Below are 16,815 nucleotides of genomic sequence, written 5' to 3' on the forward strand. Positions count from 1 at the left end.
AACGTCACGTGACAACGAGAACGAACATGGGTTCCGCGCCGGGCGCCGACGCGGCGGCGGGCGCCACGCGAACAGGGGCGCACGGCGAGCCGGCCTCGCCCGTCGCGGTGCGGGTCAAGGCCATCGAGTCGCTGCTGGTCGCCAAGGGCTACGTGGACCCTGCCGCGATCGACGCGCTGCTCGACACCTACGAAAACCGCATCGGACCGCGCAACGGCGCGCGGGTCGTGGCGCGCGCCTGGACCGACCCGGAGTTCGACCGCTGGCTCGACCGCGACGCCACCGCCGCGATCGCATCCCTGGGCTACACCGGTCGGCAGGGCGAGCACATGGTGGCGGTGCGCAACACGCCCACCGTGCACAACCTCGTGGTCTGCACGCTGTGCTCCTGCTATCCATGGCCGGTGCTGGGCCTGCCGCCGGTCTGGTACAAGTCCGCGCCCTATCGATCGAAGGCAGTGGCCGATCCGCGCGGCGTGCTGGCCGATTTCGGCATCGAGCTGCCGGCCGGGGTCGAGGTGCGCGTGTGGGACTCCACCGCCGAGATCCGCTACCTGGTGATTCCGGTGCGCCCTGCCGGCACGGAAGGCTGGAGCGCCGAAGCGCTGGCCGAGCTGGTCACGCGCGACGCGATGATCGGCACGGCGCTGGTCCGGCTGCCCGGCAGCGAGGCGAGGATGCCGGCCGCGAAGGTGGGCACCTCGAGACAGGGAGCCGCACGATGAACGGCGCGCAAGACCTCGGCGGCCAGCACGGCTTCGGTCCGGTCGCACCCGAGTCGAACGAACCGCTGTTCCACGACGAGTGGGAGCGCCGCGCGATGGCGCTCACCATCCTGATGGGACCGATCGGCGGCTGGAACATCGACCAGTCGCGCGCCGCGCGCGAATCGCTGCCGCCGGTGCAGTACCTGTCGAGCAGCTACTACGAGATCTGGCTCGCGGGCCTCGAAAAGCTGATGGCCGAGCGCGGCATCCTGAGCGCCGAGGAGATCGCCGCCGGCAAGCCGCTCGCGCCCCGCGCCTCGATCCCGCCGGCACTGACCGCCGACAAGGTCGGGCCGATGCTCGCCCGCGGCGGACCCACCGAGCGCGAGGCGAATCAGCCGGCGCGATTCAAGGTGGGCGATGCGGTGCGCACGCACGCGATGAACCCGAGCGGCCACACCCGCCTGCCGCGCTACGCGCGCGGCAGGCGCGGCACCATCGCCATCGTCCACGGCGTGCACGTGTTCCCCGATTCCAGCGGCAACGGCCGGGGCGAGAACCCGCAGTGGCTGTACTCGGTGCGTTTCGACGCGCACGAGCTCTGGGGCCCGGACACCACCGCCTCGGCGGTGCACGTGGACTGCTGGGAGCCGTACCTGGAGCCGGCGTGAGCGGCAGAACCGTGGAAATCGCGGGCAGGGCGCCCATGGCCGCTTCGGCGCCGGACCGCCCGATCCGCTCGATCGCCGACGCGGTGGCCGCCTGCGGCCTGCCCGAGAGCACCGGCGCGGCCTTCGCCGAGCCCTGGCAGGCCCAGCTCTTCGCGATCACGCTGGCCATGCACGAGGCCGGCCATTTCTCGTGGCCCGAGTGGGTGGGCTATCTGTCGCAGGCGATCCGCGGCGCGCAGGCCGCGGGCGATCCCGACCTCGGCGACACCTACTGGCTGCACTGGCTCGCGGCGCTGGAACGGCTTCTGCACGACAAGGAACTGGCGGGCCCGCTGCAGCTCGCTTCGCACCGCGAGGCGATCCGCGCCTACGCGCGGGTGGCGCCTTCGGCGAGCCTGCTCAAGGCGGACTGATTCAGCCCGCCCGAGCCGCCTCGCGCAGCGCCTGCGCGCAGGCCCCCACCAGCGCCGGCCCCTCGTAGATCAGCCCGGTGTAGAGCTGCACGAGCGTCGCGCCGGCCTCCAGCTTGGCGCGCGCGTCGGCCGCGCTCATGACGCCGCCCACCCCCACGATCGGGAAGGCCGCCGGCAGCCGTGCGCGCAGCATACGGATCACCCGGTTCGACAATTCGAACACCGGCGCGCCGGACAGCCCGCCGGCCTCGTCGGCGTGCGGCAGCCCGGCCACCGCCTCGCGCGAGATCGTGGTGTTGGTGGCGATCACCGCGTCGATGCCGTGGCGCGCGAGCAGCCCGGCGATCGCGTCGACCTGCGACTCGTCGAGATCGGGCGCGATCTTCAGCGCCAGCGGCACCTTGCGGCCGTGCCGCGCGGCCAGCGCCTCGCGCCGATCGACCAGCGCCCCCAGCAGCGCGTCGAGCGCGTCGCCGCCCTGCAGGTCGCGCAGGTTCTTCGTGTTGGGCGAGGAGATGTTCACGGTGACGTAGCTGGCGTGCGGATAGACCCGCTCGAGGCACAGCAGGTAGTCGCTGGCCGCGTCCTCGATCGGGGTGCTGGCGTTCTTGCCGATGTTCAGGCCCAGCACGCCCTGCCACCTGGCGCGCTCCACGTTGCGCACGAAGGCGTCCACGCCCTCGTTGTTGAAGCCCAACCGGTTGATCAGCGCGCGCCTGGCCGGCAGCCGGAACATGCGCGGCTTCGGATTGCCCGGTTGCGGCTTCGGCGTGACCGTGCCCACCTCGACGAAGCCGAAGCCCATCGCGCCGAAGGCGTCGATGTGCGCGCCGTTCTTGTCCAGCCCCGCGGCCAGGCCCACCCGGTTTCGAAAGCGCAGGCCCATGACCTCCACCGGATCCTCGACCGGCGCGCCGGCCACCAGCCGCAGCACGCCGCTGCAGGCCGCGCCGTCGAGGGCGTTCAGGGTCAGTTCGTGGGCGCGTTCGGGATCGAGCGAAAAGAGCAGCGGGCGGGCGAAGGGATAGGGGTTCATGCGTCGGAGGAGGAGGCGGGCGGCGCGTCGGGCGCCGCGGCCGCCAGGGGGGAGGGCCCGGGGGCGGGCAAGACGTCCGGCATCGGTTCCCAGTTGCCTGCCACCAGTCGCTCGATTGGCCGGAAGCTCGCCTTGTAGGCCATCTTGGGGCTCTCGGCGATCCAGTAGCCCAGGTACAGGTAGGGCAGGCCCAGTTCGCGGCACTGTTCGATCTGCCAGAGGATGTTCCAGGTGCCGTAGCTTGCGCGCGGCGTGTCGGGGTCGAAGAAGGTGTAGACCGAGGAGAGCCCGTCGTCGAGCACGTCGATGATCGACACCGCGCGCAACTCCGCGGCGGGGTCGCGGAACTCGACCAGCCGGGTGTTGACCTTGCTCTGCAGCAGGAACTGCGCGTACTGCTCGCGGCTGTCGTGGTCCATGCCGCCGCCGGCGTGCCGGCTCGACTGGTAGCGAAGGTAGAGCTCGTAGTGTTCGGCCGAAAAGCCCAGCCGCGTGACCAGCGGCTTCAGGTCGGCGTGGCGCGCCCAGGCGCGGCGCTGGCTGCGGGTGGACGCGAAGCGCGCCACCGGCACGCGCACCGGCACGCAGGCCTTGCAGCCGTCGCAATAGGGCCGGTAGGTGAAGATGCCGCTGCGCCGGAAACCGGCGCGCACCAGCTCGCCGTAGACGTCGGCGTTGATCAGGTGGTTCGGCGTGGCGACCTGGGAGCGCGCCTGCCGCCCGGGCAGGTAGCTGCAGGGATAGGGGGCGGTGGCGTAGAACTGCAGGGCCGCGAACGGCAGTTCCTTCGGGTGCGTCATGCGTGAGGCAGCTCGATGCGCATTGCCCGCCAGTCGGGACCGGGTTGCCGGATCAGGCCGGCCAGCTCGTTCAGGAAGGCCTCGCGCGGAATCTCGCGCGCGCCCAGCGAGGCCAGATGGCGGGTATTCTGCTGGCAGTCTATCACGCGGAAATCCTGCTTCTCGAGCGTGCAAACCAGCGCCGCGATCGCCACTTTCGACGCGTCGGTCACCCGCGCGAACATCGACTCGCCGTAGAACATCCGGCCGATCGCCACGCCGTACAGCCCGCCCACCAGGCGCGCGCCTTCCCACACCTCGACCGAGTGGGCGCGGCCCATCCGGTGCAGTCCCTGGTAGGCCGACAGGATCTGCGCGGTGATCCAGGTGCCGCCGTCTTCGTCGCGCGGGGCGGCGCAGGCGCGCATCACCTCGCCGAAGGCCTGGTCGAGCGTGACGCGCCAGCGCGGCGCTTCGGCCGCGCAGTTCTTCCGGATCGTCTTCGCGAGCGAGCGGTGCAGCCGGAACTCGTCCAGGTACAGCACCATGCGCGGATCCGGCGACCACCACAGCACCGGCTGGCCGTCGGAATACCAGGGGAAGATGCCGCGCGCATAGGCCTCCAGCAGCCGCTCGGGCGACAGGTCGGCGCCGGCCGCGAGCAGCCCGTTGGGCTCGTGCCAGGCCAGCCGGGGATCGGGCAACGGTTCGTGCGCGCCGACCCAGGGCAGAGGGGTACGCAGGCGGCCGCTCATCAGGCGCAGCGCATCAGCTGCCGGCAGTAATTCTCGATGGGCTGCACCAGGCAGCGCTCGCCGGCGGGCTGGCGCTCGCGCCCGCCGTGCTCGAGCGAGAGCTTCATCGCGAAGCGCTCGAAGAATCGGTCGAAGAGCTCGCCGCCCTGAGTGCCGGTGGCGTACAGCCGGTCGGTGGCCGGATCGTGCTCGAGCAGGACCGCCGCCAGGGGCTGGGTGGCCGGACCGGCCAGCACTCGCGCGCCGTCGGCCGGGTCGTACTGGCTGTGCTCGGCGCAGCAGTGGATCACGTCGGCGCGCTTCGAAATGGGCGAGGCCTCGGCCCGAAAGCTGATGAAGCTGATCTCCTTGGCCGGGTAGGCCATCTGGTGGGCGCAGATCGCCGAGTAGGCCACGATCGAGCGCTTCGGGCCCACGCCGCCCGCCCAGGTGTAGCGGTCGCGGTCCTCGGTGCTCAGTGCCACCTTGCGCCGGGTCGGCTTGCCCAGGTCGAGCAGGAAGGCCGGCGTGCCCACGAAGGGGTAGTGGAAGAGCAGGTTGCGCCGCTCGGGCAGTTGCGAGGCCCTCAGCGGCTCGCCACTCTCGCCGACCAGCAGCGCGCGATGCCAGGGCTGGGCTTCGCCGCCCGGGGCCTGCGCCGCCGCCTGGCCGATGGCCTGGGCCAGCGCGGCGGAGTCCGTCGCGCCGGCACCCGCGCCGGCGGCCGCGCATCCGATCAGGAATCCTCGACGATCCATGTCGCTGCCTCCTGCGTTCGTCTGTTGTCGCGCTTCCCCGGCGAACGGATCGGGCCCGCCAGGTTCAGCTGCCGGACCTGCGCGAGTAGCGCACCGCCCCGGTGTGCGTGCCGAAGCTGCCGTTGCGCCGGTCCTCGAAGTACCAGCGCAGGGTCTGCTCCACCGTGCGGAAGGCGATCTCGGGCCAGGGAATCTCCTCTTCCGAGAACAGCTTCGCCTCGAGGCTCTCCGGGCCGGGGTCCAGCTCGGGGCCCAGCATGTCGGCCCGGAAGAACACGTGCACCTGCTGCACCTGCGGCACGTCGATCATCGAGAAGAGCTCGCCGATGCGGATGCGCGCGCCGGCCTCTTCCGTCGTCTCGCGCTCTGCGCCCTCGGAGGTGGTCTCGCCGTTCTCCATGAAGCCGGCCGGGAGCGTCCAGTAGCCATAGCGCGGCTCGATGGCTCTCCGGCACAGCAGCACCCGGTTCTGCCACACGGGGATGGTGCCAAGCACCATGTTCGGGTTCTGATAATGGATCGTGCCGCAGCGTGCGCAGGAATAGCGGGGGCGGTTGTCCCCGGGCGGCACGCCCAGCGAGACCTCGTTGCCACAGAGCGAACAGAATTTCATGGGGTCGGATCGGGGTTCGGCGCAGTGTAGCAGCGCGCTCCCCGAGAGGGGGACACAGGCCCCGATTTGCGCAGCGCAGCGAAACGGTGCTATAGTCTCGTTCTCAGACGCGGGGTGGAGCAGTCTGGCAGCTCGTCGGGCTCATAACCCGAAGGTCGCAGGTTCAAATCCTGCCCCCGCAACCACTTTTAGAAGCGCCGGTTCCGATTCGTCGGGCCGGCGTTTTTTGTTGCCGGTCTGCTCGTCGACGAGCGCGCGCACCGCGACGTCGCCCCATGTGTGTCCAGTCGAAGGGTCGACGCGCAGGAGCACGGGCCCCAGTAGATCGGTAACACCGGCACGAATCTCAGCGGGGTCACCCGAGGCCAGCACGATCTGAAGCCTCGCCTTGACCTCCACCCAGAGCGCAGCAACGTCGACTGGGGCCGGTGCCGCCGCCAGCTGCTCGCGCACGGCATCACGCTCCGCTTCGGCGGTCTTCAGACGGGTTGCGAGCGAGTCCGAGATACCAACTGTCGCGATTGCGTCGACCAGTCGGTCGATCTGCCCTCCGAGCACACGTAGGCGGTCGGCGAGCTTGCCCCGATCCTCGTCGTCCGCAGCCAGCTGTTCGCGCAGCTCGCGCTGGAAGGACTGGGCGAACCGCGGGTCCTCAAGTGCAAGTCGGAGCAGGCCCAGCATGAGCTTGTCGACCCGATCGCGCCGAAGAATGATGCCCGGGCATACCGAAGGGCCGCGGTCCTTTCGAGCCGCGCAACCGTAGGACCGGGCGTCAACCGCTACCACCGCGCCGTGGCAGTGGGGGCAGCGAAGCAGGCCTCCGAAAATGGTGCGGGGCTGACGCCCAGCCCGTTTCCTGCCGGTGACCTCGTCGCGCCCCCTGTCGATCCGCGCGCGCACCTTTGCCCAAGTCTCCTCGTCCACGATCCGCAGCGAGTCGTCGATCGACTCGATCCACTCATCGCGTGGCCGGTCTATTCGCTGGCGCCGGCCGGTGTCGGGATCCTTCAGCCATTGGCTCCGGTTCCAGACCAGACGGCCGACGTACATCGTATTGTTCAAGATGCCGGAGCCCTTCACGGGGCTTCCGTAGATCGCGGACACTGCCCATGAGCTGCCGCGAGGGGAGGGCACTGCGCGTCGGTTCAGCTCGTGCGCGATCTTTTGCACGCTCGACCCATTCGCGTATCGCTCGAAGATCTCGCGCACTACGTCGGCCTGCTCGGGGGCAATCACGTAGCGGCTGCCGCCATCGACCTTCTCGATCGAGTACCCATACGAGGGGCCGGTGGCGACGAAGCCGCGCGACACTTTGCCGACGAGGCCCCGGTGCGTTTTCTCGCGCAAGTCGTCGAGGTACAACTCGCCGATCAGGCCCCGCATCGTGCGCAGGACCTTCCGACCACCAGCTTGCGAGTCGTAGCCGTCCGACACGCCGACAAGGCGGATGCCAGCGCGTTCGATTCTGCGCACCGTCTGTTCGAGGTCGACCTGATCTCGGCTGATGCGGTCGAGCGACTCGACGAGAAGTAGGTCGACGCGCTTAGCGAGGACGTCAGCCATGAGCGCACGGCCGCCGGGCCGGCTCAGGACGGGTACGGAGCCGCTGATGCCGTCGTCTGCGTGGAATGCCACGAGCGTGGCGTCTGCTGGAAGCCGCTGCTCGCACAATCTGCGCTGGTCGTCAGCGGACTTGTCGTTCTGCTTGTCGGTACTGAAGCGGGCGTAGATGGCGGCGCGCATGGGAGGACCTTCAGCGATGGCTACGCCCCAGTGTAGCCGCCGCGTTGCGAGGACGTCGCGGGCTTCGTTCACTGTCGGGGAGCTTCAGGCCGGCTGTCCGTGTCTCGCTGTGCCGCACTCCTCGCAGCATGATCGAGTCCGGGTCGGGGGTAACAATTTCGCGGGTTTCGGGGGTAAATTGCGTTGCAGCCCGCGCCGGTGCGCGCCTCGCTCGTGTGGATGTAGGCGCCGTGCGCCTGCCAGCCGCACGCGGGATCCGAATCGGTTCGATCGCACGTGATCGCCAGCACGCGCAACCGCTACAATTAGTGCACATACGGCCTAACACGACCACATATAGTGGCGTAGGTCCGTTGCCAGTGACTCACTGGCCCCGTGGATTTATCCGCGACTTGCCGACGGGAACCAACAGGCTAAAAGCGTCGGCGCGATCTTCCCCGCTCGCGCGCAGACGTGCGGCTTACCCACGTCTGCGGGGGGAGGTTCCATGTCATGTCCGTTCAGAGTTCTGGCGTTCACGCGCCGCGTAGCACCACCCGCAGTACCTATCGCGGCCGCCCGCTCACCGAGCGCGCGCTTCGCATCAACGACCTGCCCGCCTGCGCTCGCATCGGCAGCGCGGACATGTCGGCACTGCTCAACCTTGGCAGATCGGCGCTCTACAAATGGGTCCGCGAAGGACGCGCGCCTGCGCCGATAGCGCCGGGAGTGTGGCGCGCAGGTGACGTGCGCGATTTCCTCGCGCAGCAGGGGCAGCGATGACGCCGAGGCCATCACCGTCGATCGGCGCTCTGCTCGCGAGGCAGCGCGCGCAGGCCCCGGCGCTGGCCGTCGTGCCCACGGTCGTCGACCCAGACGATCAGGCGCCGACCATCGCCAACATCCAGCCGCTACTCGACCGCGTTCGTCGAGGCGACCACTGGCGCAAACCCAACGGCAGCGGCCCGGTCCACACGAAGCTCCCGCTCGCGGACCTGACGATAGAGCGCGAGTGGGCCGCCGGCAACGGCGTCGGCGCCTGCCCGATCGAGCGGGGCGGCAGAACGACGCGCATCGCGGTGCTCGACCTTGATTCCCACAAAGGCGAGGCCACGTGGCCGGAGATGTGGGCCTGCGCCAAGCAGCTGATCGAGGTGGCCGAGGCGGTCTTCGACCTGAAGCTGATCCCCTTCCGCTCCACCGGCGGCCGAGGCATCCACCTCTACGCGCTGTGGGCCGAGCCGCAGGACGCGCGCAGCGTACGCGTGGCGATGCGTGAGCTGCTCGCCAGCTGCCGGCTCAAGGACGGCGCAGGCAAGGGCGGGGTGAAGGGCGGCTTCGTCGAGGTCTTCCCGAAGCAAGACTCGGTGCCAACCGACGGGTGGGGCTCGATGTTCGTGCTGCCGGGCAGCGGCAAGTCCGCTGCGCTCGGCTCGGTGACAGGCGAGGTGATCGCGTGGGCATCGGTCGACTGGCGCATGTCGGGCGACGTGGAGGTGCTGCCGCCCGATGAGCAGCGCGACCCCGTCGAGCCGATCGAGGTGACCGACGCGTCGGTCGCGAGCATCCAGTCTGCGCTGGCGGCCATCGACCCGAATACGCTCGACTACGACGGTTGGCTGCGCATGCTGATGGCAGTCAGCCATGGCACCGGTGGCAGCGACGCCGGGCTGGCGATCTTCCACGAGTGGTCGAGCCGCGCCGGTGTCTACGACGAGGCGGAGACGGACAAGCAGTGGGCGTGGTGCGACCCCGCTCGCCCGGGCGGGGTGACGGTCGACACGCTCTTCGCGGTGGCCAAGAAGGCCGGCTGGCGCGACCCGCAGCTGCAGCAGCTGTTCGCCGCGAACGACGAGGCGCGGGCCGACGCGTTCCTCGCCGCGGTGCCGGGCTGGGAAGTGGCCGGGCTCGACGAGGCCGGCATCGCCCGCGCTGCCGAGCTGCCGGCGCCGGTGCGCGCGACCGTCGCCGATCGGGTCGGGGCGGCCGATGCTCGGGCGATCGCGCAGGCTGCCGAGGCGATCGAGGCGGTGCGGGCTAGCAAGACTGGCGCGCAGAGGAAGTTGCTGTCTTCGGTGGGTCTCACGGTCGAACTGCCGAGCGCGATCGCCTACAACGACAAGCGTCGCGCGCTCGCCACCGCGCCCAACGTGGCGCTCGCTTGCCAGTCGCCGGACATGATCGGCTGTGTGATCGGCTTCGACTCCTTCCGCGACGAGCTGATGTTGTCGCACGACGGGGGCCAGAACTGGGCGTCGTTCCGCGACGAGCACTACGCGCAGATCGAGGTGCGACTCGTGAACGAGCACCGGTTCATGCCGATCCCGATGGAGTTGCTGCGCCGGCAGGTCTACGCGGCAGGGCAGCACAACTCCTTCGACTCCGCACAGAAATGGTTGGAGTCGCTCCCCCCTTGGGACGGAGTGCCCCGGGTCGACCGATTCTGTGCGACCTACCTTGGGGCCGAAGACCGCGAATACACGGGTGCGGTGAGCGCGTTCCTGTGGACTGCGGCGGCCGGGCGAGTGATGGTGCCCGGCATCAAGGTCGACATGGTGCCCGTTCTGGTCGGCGCGCAGGGCGCGCGGAAGTCGTCGTCTATCGCCGCGATCTCGCCCTCGCCGGACTTCTTCAACGAGATCGCCTTCGATACCAAAGACGCGGATCTGTCTCGCAAGCTCAAGGGTTTGCTCGTCGGCGAGCTGGCCGAGCTGCGCGGGCTGGGCACCAAGGAGATCGAGGCGATCAAGAACTTCATCACCCAGCGGCACGAGACATGGACCCCGAAGTTCAAGGAGATCCCGGTGAGGTTCGCGCGACGGTGCGTGTTCATCGGATCGACCAACGAAGAGCAGTTCCTTGCCGACAAGACCGGTGAGCGGCGGTGGCTGCCGGTCACGGTCGGTGAATGCCGGCCAGACCTCGTCGAGCGGGATCGACTGCAGCTCTGGGCAGAGGGGTTGGCTCGGTTCCGCGCGAACGGGATCGAGTGGCAACGGGCGGAGCAACTGGCCGCGGGTGAGCACGAGGCCTACAAGGCCCCGGACCTGTGGGAAGACCGGATCGTCAGTTTCCTCGACACCGCGGGTCTCGATGGGGTGCGACCGGGGGACAGGCCGTTCACGATGACCCAGATCCTCGTCAGCGCACTGGGCATCGACGTCGCAGACGCGACGAAGGTGAAACGCGCCGACGAGAACCGGGTCGGAAAAATCCTTCGCGGCCTCGGTTACGAGTCACTGCGTCGGCGGGTCGACGGTGTCCGCGGGCGTTTCTGGGAGAGAAAACGGTGAAGGCTGTCCCGCTGACCCATCCTGTCCCTTCCTCTTCTATATGTGCGCTGAAAAAGGGAAGGAGTGAAGAGGAGAGAAGGGAGAAGCAGGGGGAGGGGATTCAGCCTACATAGGGAAAAGGAAGGGTCAGGAAGGGACGACGGGACAGATCCGGTCGTCAGATCACAAGGAGGGAGAACAGCATGAAATTCGTAAGCACAACCCAGACCGGTGAGCCGGTCGAATCCAACTCGGGCACCGTGGCTCACCGCTACGTGGCCGCCGATGGCCAGCCCGTCGTCGTGAAGCGCGACGAGCGCGGGCGCCTTCTGCCGGGTTCTCGGCTGGTGTTGCTCCGGGCACCGGGCACCGGCCGGGAGCCGAAGAACGCGGACTCGGTGCGCAGGCGGGCGCTTGGCCTGCCGTCGCGCTGGGCCGCGCACAACGCCAAGCGGCGCAAGGGAGGGGCCGAATGAACGCGCGCCAGCTTCACTACCTCGAAGTGCTCGCGAAGACCGGTTCGCAGGTGCAGGCCCGCAAGGCTGCGGGCGTCACCACGAAGACCGTGGGCAACTGGCGCGGCGACGAGGAGTTCCTCGGCGCGGTCGATGAGGCGATCGAAGCGGCCAACGACGCGATCCGCGCCAAGGTGCGCGAGATGGCGCTGGCCGGCGAGACCTCGATGTTGACCCTGTCGATGAAGGTCATCGAGCCCGCGCTGCGCCCCGCCGGCACCAACGTGGCGCTGCAGGTCAACACCACGCAGTCGGCCGTGCCCGATGTCGACGCTGTGCGGCTCGCAGACCAGCTGAACAACCTTCACGCGCAGCTCGCCAATCGCGTGCAGGGGCAGCTGCCGGTGCCGGTCGTCGATCCCGGCCCGCTCATCGAGGTGCCTGCGGCCGCTCAGGAGGCCGCAGGCGCGCCGATCGACTCGTCGGAAGGGGAAGGGCATGCAGACATCTGCTAACGCGCTCCTGCGCCCGTTAAGCGGACAGGATATCCGCCAAAGTCTACAGCTGATCGGCCGCATCGGGCGCCGCCAACCCACACCAGACCCTCACCCCGTCGCCGAGGAACGCCAGATGCCCAGCCTACTGACTGCCAAGTCCCCGACCACCGTCGACGAGATGCTCGACGAGGATCTCGCCTATCTCGTCCGTGTCAAGCCGGTGCTGTACGACCTCGCCAACGCCGAGCTGGCGCGCCGTACTGCCGAGGCCCCGGTCATCGTGCAGCCTAGCGCGGCGGTCGTGACCATCGACGGCGTGTCGGTGAGGAACACGGTGCCGATCTTCAGGGTGTTGGCGCAGATCGCGCACGATGGCTGGATGGCGCCTGAAAAATCGGTGCCGCAGCAACAGGTGCTGACCGACCTGCGGCGGGCCCGCGAGGCTATCTCGGACGCCTGTACGCGACTGGCTGACGCGATCTCCGTCGAGTGGGGCGGCACCGGACGCTGGCGCGTGCGCAGCGCCGTGCCGGTTTGGTTCGTGGGGCCAGTGATTCACCCAAAAACCGGCGAGGGGATCTGGCCCCGCGGTGAGGTGTAGGCGGATCGCACAAGGCCGCGCACTGCCACCAGTGATACTTCTGATACTCGAAGAAGATGTCCGGACACGATCACCGGAGCATCACGTGAGTCAACTTTCAACCGCCGCCCAGCAAGCCGTCGAGCGTCTCGGCCTCGCCGACGCGCTGTACAGCCGCAAGCAGGTCGCCGAGTCACACCGTCGCGAGGCAGCGGAGCTGCGCGCCGCGATCGAGAAGGCCCGCCATGGCCTTCAGGGCGTGGTGATCAACCCGCCCAGCGAAGCCGATGCCGCGCAGGCCGAGTGCAAGGCCGCCGAGGCCCAGTCGATCGTCGACGAGCTGCAGGCCGCGCTCGACGCGCAGGTTGCAGCGCAGGAGGCCGCCGATGCGGCCACTGCGCAGCGCGCAGCTGCCGAGCTGCAGGCTGCCGAGGGCGCTGTCATCGAGGCCGCGCGCCAGCTCGACGTCGCCGTGCTCGCCCGGCTGGCCGCTGTCGACGACCCCAAGGCCTATCGCAAGGCGCACGCCGCCGCCGAGGCCGCCAAGGCGGCGCTGGCCAAGGCCACGCGGCACCGCGATGAACTGGCTGGGGGTGCGCGATGAACGCGGCCGACACCATCTACGGCGGCGACAACGCCGACGCGTCGCACAAGGACACCAGCCACGTCGATGCGGCAACGAGCCGCTCTGCCGACGTGCTGTACGGCGCGACCAAGCTGAACGTCGTGCGCAACGATCCGGCCAAGGCCGACCTCGGCGCCGCGCTCTTCGGGAACACGATCTCAGGCCCCGCCGCGGCCATCGGCACGCTGCTCGAAGAGCACGGCGTCGACCCCGAGCAGGCGACCGCGGCTGCGCGCAGCGTCGATGCCGAGATCAACGGCATCGGCGCCAATCTGTCGACCACCGAGCTGGTCAGCGCGCTCTCCCGGCCGCTCCCCAGCTCCCAGACCGAGATTGCCGACCTGAAGCGACAGTCGCTGACGCGGCTCGCCGACATGCACGGTGGCCGCGCCGCGGCGGAGAAGCTGCTGCGCGAGACCGACGGGTGGCTGCGCAAGACCGCGCCCGGTGTCCATGCCGCGCTGGGCCGCAGCTCTGCGGGTCTGGACACGGGCGTCTTGGTCGGCCTCACGAATGCCTACTTGAAGCAGCGAGGCCGGTCGTGATTGGCCACTGCCTCGATCCGCAGGCGGATCACGAGCCCGACTTCGCCACGGCGACGTCGATCAGCGAGCTGGCCGACATGGTCGCCATGTCGCCCAAGAGGACCGCCGTCGACTGGGCCGAGGGCGTGCGCGTCGCGAACCTCGCGAAGGCCGGCGAGCAGCTGCCGGTTGAGAGGCATGCGTTCCTGTACGGGATCGCCGCGATGAAGAACCGCAGCACCCAACGCGAACTCAATGAAGCCGTTCTGCGGCTGGAGGACCAAGCATGACCAAGACCACCACCATCACGACCGACGAGGTGATCGCCGCGCTCGTGAACTCGATCGCCACCGAGGTCGATCGGATCGACGCCGCCACCAAGCCGGCGCACAGCAAGCACCTGTCTCGCGCGCGCTACAGGCCGACAGCCTCGCTGCTGTCGCTCAAGGCTTTCATCGAGAAGGCCATCGGCTTCGCCTCGGCCGCCGAGCTTCGGGCAGCGGCTGCCGACCTGCGGTCGTTCGACGACGAGACCGCGGCGATCATCGAGAAGGCGCAGCGATGACCCCAATGCAGGAGCGCAAGCTGTATGCCGAGTTGCGCGGTGCCCGCGAGCAGCGCGACGAGGTCCAAGGTCTGCTGCGCATGTCGGAGGCCGAGTTGGACGACACCCGCGGCGCAGTGGCCCGTCTCGAAGCCGAGGTCGCCCGCCTCGAAGCCGAGGTCGAGCAGCTGCAACAGGAGGCGGCGGTGAAGGACGAGCAGATCGACCAGCTCCACGAGACCATGTACGACAGGTGGGACGCTGCAGGCGAGCGCCTCCACGTGCTCGTCCACTACTGCGGGCAAATCGACAGGTTGTTCAACCTGCTGCTCCTCGCGGGCCAGTACGTGCGCGCCGGTCTCTTGACCCGCGACCCAGCCAATGACCACGAGCGGGCAATGGCGGGCGCGTTCGATCTCACCTTGAGCCTCGCGGACGAGATCGCCGCGAAACACGACGAGCAGGAGATCGAGGCCCGGATCGGGCGCGGCGAGCTGGTCGTCGGCACCGAGGAGACCTGAGCCATGGCGAAGTTCACCTACGTCGAGCCGGCCTTCGTCGACGGCAAGCTGATCGAGCCGGGCACCACAGTCGAGTCGCCCACTCAACCTGCGAGCACCGTCTCCGCGGGCGAGGCAGCCTCTCTCCCGAAGGCGGTCAAGATCGCGGCGGGCCAGTCGGGCGACTTCGTCAGGAACCGCACGTTGGCCGACAACAGTGCGCAGCGCGACTCGAACCGCAGCACGCACGACAAGGCCGGCGCCAGCCACGACCCGTCGGGCGGCAATGCCTACGCCGTGCGTCCGCGCTGGTCGGCTGCAGGGGGGCTGTGATGCGACCGAGCATCAGCTGTGCTTTCGTGCTCCACCGCGCGGCCCGCAACGCCCGCGCGGCGATCGCAGCGGCCCCGGGGCTGACGGCCGCGGAGATCGAGGTGATCGTGAGCGTGCCCCTGCTCGACGGCCACCGCCTGCGGGCTCGCGAGATGTGGGAGCAGGCCAACAAACCTGTCGGCAAGACTCTGCTGTCGCCCGCTCGGCCGCCGCGCACGCCGGGCCGCTACGCATGAAGTCGCGGCGCGACCGGTGGGTGCTCGCCCAGCAGGCCATCCGCGAGCTGGACCGCCACGAAGGACCGGTCGTCGTGCCACCCGACACGAACATCCCGATCAAGATCGGGCGCCGCTACGAGCGTGGGCAGGCCGTCTTGAACCGAAGCGATGCCCTCGCGTGGGTCTCGGACGTGTCGGCCTCGGCAGCATCGCCCGGTCACATCGCCACCCCGTCGATCTACCACTGAAGGAGCACGTCATGGCGCTACAAGCCAAGCACACCAAGGCCTTGCGTGAGGCCGTCGACCTTGCACGCGAGCAGGGGCTCGACGGGCTGGCCTTCGACCTCGACGAGGTCTTCACCGAGGTCGCCGCGGCGGCCAGCCACTCGAAGCGCGTCGAGCAGAACGGCCAGCGCGATCGCGAAGAGGGCGATCGGCATCGCGGCGCCGCACAGCAGCTCGCTGGTGCGTGGTCGACCCTGCTCTACCTCGTCGAAAAAGGCGACCTCGCCGTGACCGCCGACGGCGAGCCCGTGCCCGCCGACCAGCTGCTGGCCACCGCAAACCGACTGCTTGCTGATGCCCAGTCGCGTGAGGCCGAGAAGGCGGCGACCGGCGGCGCCACGTTACTGGGGTAGGCAATGAAGCCGATGACCGATGCCCAGCGCGCGGCCTTCGGCTCCATCCGTTGGGCGCGAGGCGCGCTTACCGGCGTCGAGAGCCCGCACAAGGTGCAAGAGTTCACCGACGAGCAGCGGGCAATCCGACGCGTGCGGCAGCGTATCGACGAGAGTCGAGATGCCGCGCTGCAGCTGCCGGACCCCGGCAGCGATAGCTGGTTCGGCCTGCGATGAAGCGGAAGCTCTCCGGCCACGTCGGCCGCCGCCGGCAGTTCTCCGGCCAGCCGCGTGATCGAGTTCGCAAGCGCAGAGAGGCAGTAGCGAGAATCGTAGCGCCCGCTACTCCACACCGGGCAAGAGCTGCGGCAGCATGAAGCATTCCACCACGGAGGTCACCATGTTGCTCGAAGCCCTGAAGAAGGCCGGCGTCCCCGACCCCGTCGCGCTGCTGGCCGACTACGCCGACGCCCATCCCGAAGACGAGGCCGCGCGCGTCGCGGCGATCGAGGCGATTCTCATCGAGATAGCCGACGCGCCGTCGCGCGAGCGCGCTTCTGAACCCGCTTGAGGAGGCGCACCGCGTCGGGGTAGCGGCGAGCCGCGGTGGTGACGTCCCGGCGTTTCCGCCGCTCCAGCTCGCGGTCTGCCGCAAGCTCGGCGTAGAAGAGCACCACGATCTCGGGTAGGGGTGCCGCGCCGAACTGCTGCGCGAGGTGATCCCTGCTGTATCGCAGCGCGACCTCGATCGGGGCGCCTCCGTAGGCGTGGACACGCGCATCGACTCGCGCAGACAACCTTGCCAACTGCTCGGGGGTGATCTTGCTCATCAGACGCCACGCGCGAGGTAGACCGCGACCACCGCGGCCTCGACGACCCCGGGTGCGGCCGCGTCGGCGCCGAGGAGCTGCCTCATCCTGTGGGGCACGCTGCGCAAGGCGCTGTCGAGGGGCAGGTGGTCGCGTAGCATCATCGCGTCCATCTCGGCCTGCGCGCAGGCCATCCAGCGCCGGTCGTCCATCGGCAGGGCGGGGCCGCTGAACTGGATCTTGATCATCGTCTTCTCCGGTTAGCCGATGACGCCGGCAACGGGCAAATCCGCGTGCCGCCAACGGGCGACGAGGGGAGTGTAGCGGCGGGCTGCCTACCGTGCTACCCCGGCGAACCTTTGTCGGGGGCGGAGGTCTGGGCGGCGACGCATGCGTCAGTGCGGGG

27 protein-coding genes and 1 tRNA gene are annotated in these 16,815 nt (G+C 69.3%); 20 read left to right on the plus strand and 8 right to left on the minus strand.

The genetic code is table 11. From position 1 onward, the window contains the following. The first annotated feature begins 8 nt into the window (after positions 1-8). The 3 genes from nthA to FHP08_RS17075 are packed head-to-tail and all read left to right on the plus strand — an operon-like array spanning position 9 to position 1,791. A complete protein-coding gene (nthA, locus tag FHP08_RS17065) occupies positions 9-725 on the plus strand; it encodes a nitrile hydratase subunit alpha (RefSeq protein ID WP_225879185.1) in 717 nt (238 codons plus the stop codon). Next, positions 722-1,378, plus strand: coding sequence for a nitrile hydratase subunit beta (gene nthB, locus FHP08_RS17070; protein WP_147705702.1), 657 nt, complete (start codon positions 722-724; stop codon positions 1,376-1,378). The genes nthA and nthB overlap by 4 nt, the downstream gene beginning before the upstream one ends. Further along, positions 1,375-1,791 carry a nitrile hydratase accessory protein gene (locus tag FHP08_RS17075; protein WP_225879186.1) on the plus strand — a complete coding sequence of 139 codons (417 nt, stop codon included), beginning with the start codon at positions 1,375-1,377 and terminating at the stop codon, positions 1,789-1,791. Before nthB ends, FHP08_RS17075 begins: the two co-directional genes overlap by 4 nt. Before the next feature lies 1 nt (position 1,792). On the opposite strand, the gene FHP08_RS17080 is transcribed toward FHP08_RS17075, so the two are convergent. The 5 genes from FHP08_RS17080 to FHP08_RS17100 form a co-directional block, all read right to left on the minus strand. Next, positions 1,793-2,827: a quinone-dependent dihydroorotate dehydrogenase gene (locus tag FHP08_RS17080; protein WP_147705703.1), complete on the minus strand. Its 1,035-nt coding sequence runs from the start codon at positions 2,825-2,827 to the stop codon at positions 1,793-1,795. Next, positions 2,824-3,627, minus strand: coding sequence for an arginyltransferase (locus tag FHP08_RS17085; RefSeq protein ID WP_147705704.1), 804 nt, complete (start codon positions 3,625-3,627; stop codon positions 2,824-2,826). Before FHP08_RS17085 ends, FHP08_RS17080 begins: the two co-directional genes overlap by 4 nt. Next, the gene (gene aat, locus FHP08_RS17090; protein ID WP_147705705.1) at positions 3,624-4,361 is read right to left on the minus strand and encodes a leucyl/phenylalanyl-tRNA--protein transferase; all 738 of its coding nucleotides are present in this window, start codon (positions 4,359-4,361) and stop codon (positions 3,624-3,626) included. Before aat ends, FHP08_RS17085 begins: the two co-directional genes overlap by 4 nt. Continuing rightward, on the minus strand, positions 4,361-5,098 hold the full coding sequence (locus FHP08_RS17095; protein WP_147705706.1) for a Rieske (2Fe-2S) protein: 738 nt from the start codon (positions 5,096-5,098) through the stop codon (positions 4,361-4,363). The genes aat and FHP08_RS17095 overlap by 1 nt, the downstream gene beginning before the upstream one ends. Before the next feature lie 64 nt (positions 5,099-5,162). Then, the gene (locus tag FHP08_RS17100; protein ID WP_147705707.1) at positions 5,163-5,711 is read right to left on the minus strand and encodes an NUDIX hydrolase; all 549 of its coding nucleotides are present in this window, start codon (positions 5,709-5,711) and stop codon (positions 5,163-5,165) included. Positions 5,712-5,819: 108 nt separating this feature from the next. Here FHP08_RS17100 and FHP08_RS17105 point away from each other — a divergent pair. Further along, positions 5,820-5,896, plus strand: a tRNA-Met gene (locus tag FHP08_RS17105). Here FHP08_RS17105 and FHP08_RS17110 read toward each other — a convergent pair. Further along, positions 5,853-7,454: a recombinase family protein gene (locus FHP08_RS17110; RefSeq protein WP_147705758.1), complete on the minus strand. Its 1,602-nt coding sequence runs from the start codon at positions 7,452-7,454 to the stop codon at positions 5,853-5,855. The two genes, FHP08_RS17105 and FHP08_RS17110, sit on opposite strands and share 44 nt — an antisense overlap. Positions 7,455-7,946: 492 nt before the next feature. On the opposite strand from FHP08_RS17110, the gene FHP08_RS17115 reads away from it, so the two are divergent. The 16 genes from FHP08_RS17115 (at position 7,947) to FHP08_RS17190 (ending at position 16,171) form a co-directional block, all read left to right on the plus strand. Further along, complete coding sequence (locus FHP08_RS17115) at positions 7,947-8,216, plus strand: helix-turn-helix transcriptional regulator (protein WP_147705708.1); 270 nt, start codon at positions 7,947-7,949, stop codon at positions 8,214-8,216. Continuing rightward, positions 8,213-10,726, plus strand: coding sequence for a VapE domain-containing protein (locus FHP08_RS17120; RefSeq protein ID WP_147705709.1), 2,514 nt, complete (start codon positions 8,213-8,215; stop codon positions 10,724-10,726). The genes FHP08_RS17115 and FHP08_RS17120 overlap by 4 nt, the downstream gene beginning before the upstream one ends. A 182-nt stretch (positions 10,727-10,908) precedes the next feature. Beyond that, positions 10,909-11,181: a hypothetical protein gene (locus FHP08_RS17125; RefSeq protein ID WP_147705710.1), complete on the plus strand. Its 273-nt coding sequence runs from the start codon at positions 10,909-10,911 to the stop codon at positions 11,179-11,181. Beyond that, positions 11,178-11,675, plus strand: a complete 498-nt coding sequence (locus tag FHP08_RS17130; protein ID WP_147705711.1) for a hypothetical protein — start codon at positions 11,178-11,180, stop codon at positions 11,673-11,675. Before FHP08_RS17125 ends, FHP08_RS17130 begins: the two co-directional genes overlap by 4 nt. A gap of 115 nt (positions 11,676-11,790) precedes the next feature. After that, positions 11,791-12,258, plus strand: coding sequence for a hypothetical protein (locus FHP08_RS17135; protein ID WP_147705712.1), 468 nt, complete (start codon positions 11,791-11,793; stop codon positions 12,256-12,258). 85 nt (positions 12,259-12,343) lie between these two features. Continuing rightward, complete coding sequence (locus FHP08_RS17140) at positions 12,344-12,841, plus strand: hypothetical protein (protein ID WP_147705713.1); 498 nt, start codon at positions 12,344-12,346, stop codon at positions 12,839-12,841. Next, positions 12,838-13,407, plus strand: a complete 570-nt coding sequence (locus FHP08_RS17145; protein ID WP_147705714.1) for a hypothetical protein — start codon at positions 12,838-12,840, stop codon at positions 13,405-13,407. Before FHP08_RS17140 ends, FHP08_RS17145 begins: the two co-directional genes overlap by 4 nt. Beyond that, complete coding sequence (locus FHP08_RS17150) at positions 13,404-13,676, plus strand: hypothetical protein (RefSeq protein ID WP_147705715.1); 273 nt, start codon at positions 13,404-13,406, stop codon at positions 13,674-13,676. The genes FHP08_RS17145 and FHP08_RS17150 overlap by 4 nt, the downstream gene beginning before the upstream one ends. Beyond that, the gene (locus FHP08_RS17155) at positions 13,673-13,951 is read left to right on the plus strand and encodes a hypothetical protein (protein ID WP_147705716.1); all 279 of its coding nucleotides are present in this window, start codon (positions 13,673-13,675) and stop codon (positions 13,949-13,951) included. The genes FHP08_RS17150 and FHP08_RS17155 overlap by 4 nt, the downstream gene beginning before the upstream one ends. Further along, on the plus strand, positions 13,948-14,451 hold the full coding sequence (locus FHP08_RS17160) for a hypothetical protein (RefSeq protein WP_147705717.1): 504 nt from the start codon (positions 13,948-13,950) through the stop codon (positions 14,449-14,451). Before FHP08_RS17155 ends, FHP08_RS17160 begins: the two co-directional genes overlap by 4 nt. A 3-nt stretch (positions 14,452-14,454) precedes the next feature. After that, positions 14,455-14,763, plus strand: coding sequence for a hypothetical protein (locus tag FHP08_RS17165; RefSeq protein WP_147705718.1), 309 nt, complete (start codon positions 14,455-14,457; stop codon positions 14,761-14,763). After that, complete coding sequence (locus tag FHP08_RS17170; protein WP_147705719.1) at positions 14,763-14,999, plus strand: hypothetical protein; 237 nt, start codon at positions 14,763-14,765, stop codon at positions 14,997-14,999. Before FHP08_RS17165 ends, FHP08_RS17170 begins: the two co-directional genes overlap by 1 nt. Then, positions 14,996-15,229: a hypothetical protein gene (locus FHP08_RS17175; RefSeq protein WP_147705720.1), complete on the plus strand. Its 234-nt coding sequence runs from the start codon at positions 14,996-14,998 to the stop codon at positions 15,227-15,229. The genes FHP08_RS17170 and FHP08_RS17175 overlap by 4 nt, the downstream gene beginning before the upstream one ends. Before the next feature lie 11 nt (positions 15,230-15,240). Further along, entirely contained in the window at positions 15,241-15,621 is a 381-nt protein-coding gene (locus tag FHP08_RS17180; protein WP_147705721.1) for a hypothetical protein, read from the plus strand. Between the two features lie 3 nt (positions 15,622-15,624). Further along, positions 15,625-15,837, plus strand: a complete 213-nt coding sequence (locus FHP08_RS17185; protein WP_147705722.1) for a hypothetical protein — start codon at positions 15,625-15,627, stop codon at positions 15,835-15,837. A gap of 136 nt (positions 15,838-15,973) precedes the next feature. After that, complete coding sequence (locus FHP08_RS17190) at positions 15,974-16,171, plus strand: hypothetical protein (RefSeq protein WP_147705723.1); 198 nt, start codon at positions 15,974-15,976, stop codon at positions 16,169-16,171. Here FHP08_RS17190 and FHP08_RS17195 read toward each other — a convergent pair. Together FHP08_RS17195 and FHP08_RS17200 are read right to left on the minus strand one after the other, a co-directional pair. After that, positions 16,119-16,430, minus strand: coding sequence for a hypothetical protein (locus FHP08_RS17195; protein ID WP_147705724.1), 312 nt, complete (start codon positions 16,428-16,430; stop codon positions 16,119-16,121). The genes FHP08_RS17190 and FHP08_RS17195 overlap by 53 nt on opposite strands. Then, entirely contained in the window at positions 16,430-16,657 is a 228-nt protein-coding gene (locus tag FHP08_RS17200; RefSeq protein ID WP_147705725.1) for a hypothetical protein, read from the minus strand. Before FHP08_RS17200 ends, FHP08_RS17195 begins: the two co-directional genes overlap by 1 nt. Positions 16,658-16,815: the final 158 nt, after the last annotated feature.

Origin of the sequence: Zeimonas arvi (genome assembly GCF_008039575.1) — a bacterium.
GTDB classification, from domain to species: Bacteria; Pseudomonadota; Gammaproteobacteria; order Burkholderiales; family Burkholderiaceae_E; genus Zeimonas; species Zeimonas arvi.